Origin of the sequence: Paralimibaculum aggregatum, from assembly GCF_030270585.1 — a bacterium.
Classification (GTDB): domain Bacteria; phylum Pseudomonadota; class Alphaproteobacteria; order Rhodobacterales; family Rhodobacteraceae; genus Thermohalobaculum; species Thermohalobaculum aggregatum.
This window is the reverse complement of sequence record NZ_BSYI01000182.1, coordinates 1-264: the sequence shown is the minus strand read 5'-3', so window position 1 is coordinate 264 and position 264 is coordinate 1. Positions and strand designations below refer to the sequence as shown.

The window sequence follows — 264 nt, the reverse complement described above, 5'->3', positions numbered from 1 at the left end:
CGAGGACACTTCCGGCCTGAACCGGTCGATCCTCCAGGATGCGGGCGACGGCGGCGAGACGGTCGAGGGTCTGGACATCACCTTCTTCTCGACGCAGCCGGACTTCCGCGATGGCGACGATGCCTTCGAGGCGGGTCTGGAGGTGACCGGCCAGCACCTGAACGACTACATCGCCGGCGACAACACCGCCTTCCTGCCGGAGGACGACGACAGCGAGGCGGTCTCGGGCAATGACGGGGAGAGCCGCGGTCAGCCGACCGATGG

General features: G+C 67.8%; 1 protein-coding gene. It reads left to right on the top strand.

The genetic code is table 11. The features are described from left to right. The coding region (locus tag QSJ97_RS24855) for a hypothetical protein (protein WP_285675188.1) at positions 1 to 264 on the top strand (264 nt) is incomplete at both ends.